Annotated in this window: 2 protein-coding genes; both read right to left on the bottom strand. The window is 58.9% G+C overall.

Features of this window, described 5'->3' with window-relative positions; all coding sequences use genetic code 11:
• Positions 1 to 1,116: polysaccharide biosynthesis/export family protein (locus tag ABJK70_RS22545; RefSeq protein ID WP_347259204.1), on the bottom strand; the 1,116-nt coding region annotated here is incomplete at its 3' end.
• Between the two features lie 31 nt (positions 1,117 to 1,147).
• Positions 1,148 to 2,575: an undecaprenyl-phosphate glucose phosphotransferase gene (locus ABJK70_RS22540; protein ID WP_156880785.1), complete on the bottom strand. Its 1,428-nt coding sequence runs from the start codon at positions 2,573 to 2,575 to the stop codon at positions 1,148 to 1,150.
• Between the last annotated feature and the right edge of the window lie 601 nt (positions 2,576 to 3,176).

The raw sequence follows: 3,176 nt of genomic DNA, 5'->3' as shown, positions 1-3,176 counted from the left end.
AAAGGACGACGGCAGCAACTGGTTGAGTACCCTCGACCATTGAGTGACACCCGCCGTACCCACGAAAACGATGTCGTGCGGCTGCAGCGAAAATTGTTCGGCCAGAATCATGGCATCGGGCGATTCCCCGTCGAGCTGGAAAATTTCCGGCTTGGTCTGTCCGGCTCGAATGACGTAAATCTCCTCGGTGTTGGAGGTATTGAAGTCGACACCGTTGGATTCCGACAAAGCCTGCGCGAGCGTCATTTTGCCCTTGTGGATTTGCAGCGCCTGCTGCCGCCCCACTTCGCCGGTGACGAAGACCTTGCTGTGGTAGCGATCGGGTACGTTCAGCACGTCGCCGTCCATCAGTTGCAAGTTCTGGCCGTTATTGCCCTGTTCATAAAGGGCTTGGAGGTTGATCGGATAGAGCTTTTCCCCGCGCGACAAGGTCACGTGACTCAAATCCGCCTCCGCCGTCACGCCACCCGCGCGACTGATGGCTTCCGCGACATTGAGCGGCGTATCCACCATCGACTGGACCCCCGGATGTTTCACCTCGCCGACCACGGCAACTTTGTGGGCCTCGAACGAGAGCACGCGGACATCGAGCTTGACCTTCTTGAAATATTTGGAAAGCCCCTCGCTCAACAGATCCCTGATTTCGGACACGGTTTTGTCCGCCACGTGAACGGTGCCGACATAGGGATAGAAGATCGTGCCGTCATCTTGAACGACCTTGCCCGCCAGTTCGGGCAGAATCTTCTCTCCGCCCGGATCGTTGAGCTCGGGGTGATCCCAAACCGTGATCTGCAACCGGTCGTGCGGCCCGACCCGGTACGGCCCCGCCCCCGCTTCCGAGCTCGGCAGGGTGAGCTTACTGGCGTCTTGCAGTCTTGCGTTTTCCCGCTCGATGATCAAATCGGCGGTGATCGGCACGATCTTGACCTTCTCCTTGACCAGCTTGCCGTCCTTCATGACCGGCACGGTCGCGTCCGAGATATCGCTGCCCCGCTTCATATCCATGCCGGGGGTCAGCGAACAGCCGGGGAGAAAAACGGACAGCCACAGCGCCAGAATCCCGGCCAGCGCCCCCGGCTTCCCGACCAACGAATTCGAAAATGACGATGCAATCATGGATGCTTACCCCTTTCCCGCAAGGCCCACATCAATAGGCGTTCTTGTTGACGAAGCCGGACACGACGGTTCTCATGGCGATCTCCAGATCGAACCAGACCGACCAGTTCTGGATGTAATAAAGATCGTGCTCGATGCGCTTGTTCAGGTCGGTGTCGCCGCGCCAGCCGTTCACTTGCGCCCAGCCGGTGATGCCGGCCTTCACCATGTGCTTCTTCATGTAGTTCGGCACCTGATCCTTGAACACTTCCACGAAATCCGGGCGCTCGGGCCGCGGACCCACCAGCGACATGTCGCCCATGAGTACGTTGATGAGCTGCGGCAGTTCGTCCAGGCTGCTCTTGCGCAGGAAGGCCCCGAACGGCGTGGCGCGGTTTTCGCCGGGCTTCGCCCAGACCGGACCGGTTTTCGACTCCGCGTTCATCGGCATGGACCGGAACTTGAGCATAACGAACGAGCGATTGTTCCAACCTACCCGCTCCTGTCGATAGAACACCGGCCCCGGCGAGCTGAGTTTTACCCCGACGGCGATGAACAGCATCACCGGGCTTGCCAGGATCAGGAGAACGAGTGCCAACAGACGGTCTTCGATTTCCTTGATGTAGCGGTTGATGCCGTGCAACGGCGACACCGAAATATCGAGCGTCGGGATGCCGGCGACTTCGTTCAGATTCAGGAACTTGCTCATCTTGAAAGCGAAGCAGTCGATCACCAGCCGGATGCTGACCGGCAAATGACGCAGTTCGTGAAGCACCTGCTCCGCGCGCGACTCGCCCTTGAACGGAAACGCAACCCAGACTTCGTCGATGGCTTCGCGCGTCACCAGGGACGCCAGATCCTTGAGCCCGCCGAGCCGAGGCAGGGAAACATCTCCGGCCAGCCCTCTGGGATTGGCGCGGTCGTCGACATAACCGATCACCTGCAAACCGGCCCACGGCGATTCGTTCAACTGCCGGCTCGCGGCGATCGCCATCTCGTTCAGCCCGACCATCACGATCCGGCCTTGCTGCCAGCCGCGGGCGCGCAATATCCGGAGCACGCGCGAAAGCACCGCTCGCGAGAGAACGACGAACAGAAAGCCCAGCACGCCCCAGGTCGCGATCCAGCGATAGCTGGAACCAAGCCACACATGCAAGCGGACCAGGGCGACGATGGATACGACCGAGATCAAGGTGAATAGCCAGGCTCGCAGGATGCGGACCAGTTCCCCCCGCATCGCGTCGTTACGCCACGGGCGATAAATCTGCCCGATCTCGAAGAAAATGATGGCTCCCAGAATGCCGAGAGCGATCACGACCCTATGGTCCTGATCGATGACCGGCTTCTGATGCCAGAAATAAAAGGCGACCCAAGCAGCGGCCAGCAGCATCGCGATGTCCAGAAATCTCAACAACACGATCACTGTGTGCCCATACTGTTTGTAAAGTCCTCTGAATACGATTCCAAAACCGAGTGGCATGTTCGTGAACCTCTTGTTATTCCTCGCGACATCGAGAAGGCTGCCGAGTACGGAGACAGAGACAGCCTTCGAGCATTAGCCTACGGGAGCAAGATGAGCGAACTGCCGAGGGAAAAATTAAAATCAGATGAGGATTGGATTATTTTTGGCGAAGGGTTCTTGGAGCAGTTTCCACTCGCACGGAAGGATTGACTGCAAATGGCCTGTTAGAGTGTTTTTCACCGCCGTTCAGCGGCGAGGATCGGGAAATTCGTAGGTCGGCAATCCTTTGCCGACACACCGAGTTGGCGAAGGGCTTTGTCGGAAGGGCAGCTCTGGCGCTCCCGGAGACGCCGTTTGCGATTGGAAGGGTCGCGACTAAAGCGACCGTTTGCGATTGGAAGGGTCATTCGGGCGCTCCCCGGATGACCGTTTGCGATTGGAAAGGATTGCCGACCTACTGCTGCGCGGCGCTTTGCTTCGGAACGTTGATCTCCGGATGCAGCAGATCGATGAAGGGGGCCGGATAAACGCCCAGGCCGAAGATCAGGAGAAGCAATATCGCCAATACCAGATGCGCCCCGACCGGCCGGGCCTTCGGTCTCGCTTGCAGCGCGGCGGG

The organism is Methylocaldum sp., assembly GCF_039794385.1.
In the GTDB taxonomy this organism is placed as follows: Bacteria; Pseudomonadota; Gammaproteobacteria; order Methylococcales; family Methylococcaceae; genus Methylocaldum.
The sequence above is the reverse complement of the archived record's forward strand: the minus strand, read 5'-3'. Positions and strand labels throughout refer to the sequence as shown.

What these genes read in the sequence shown, in the direction of transcription:
- ABJK70_RS22540 (WP_156880785.1), bottom strand. Translation starts at nt 2,575, where the DNA reads ATGCCACTCGGTTTTGGAATCGTATTCAGAGGACTTTACAAACAGTAT.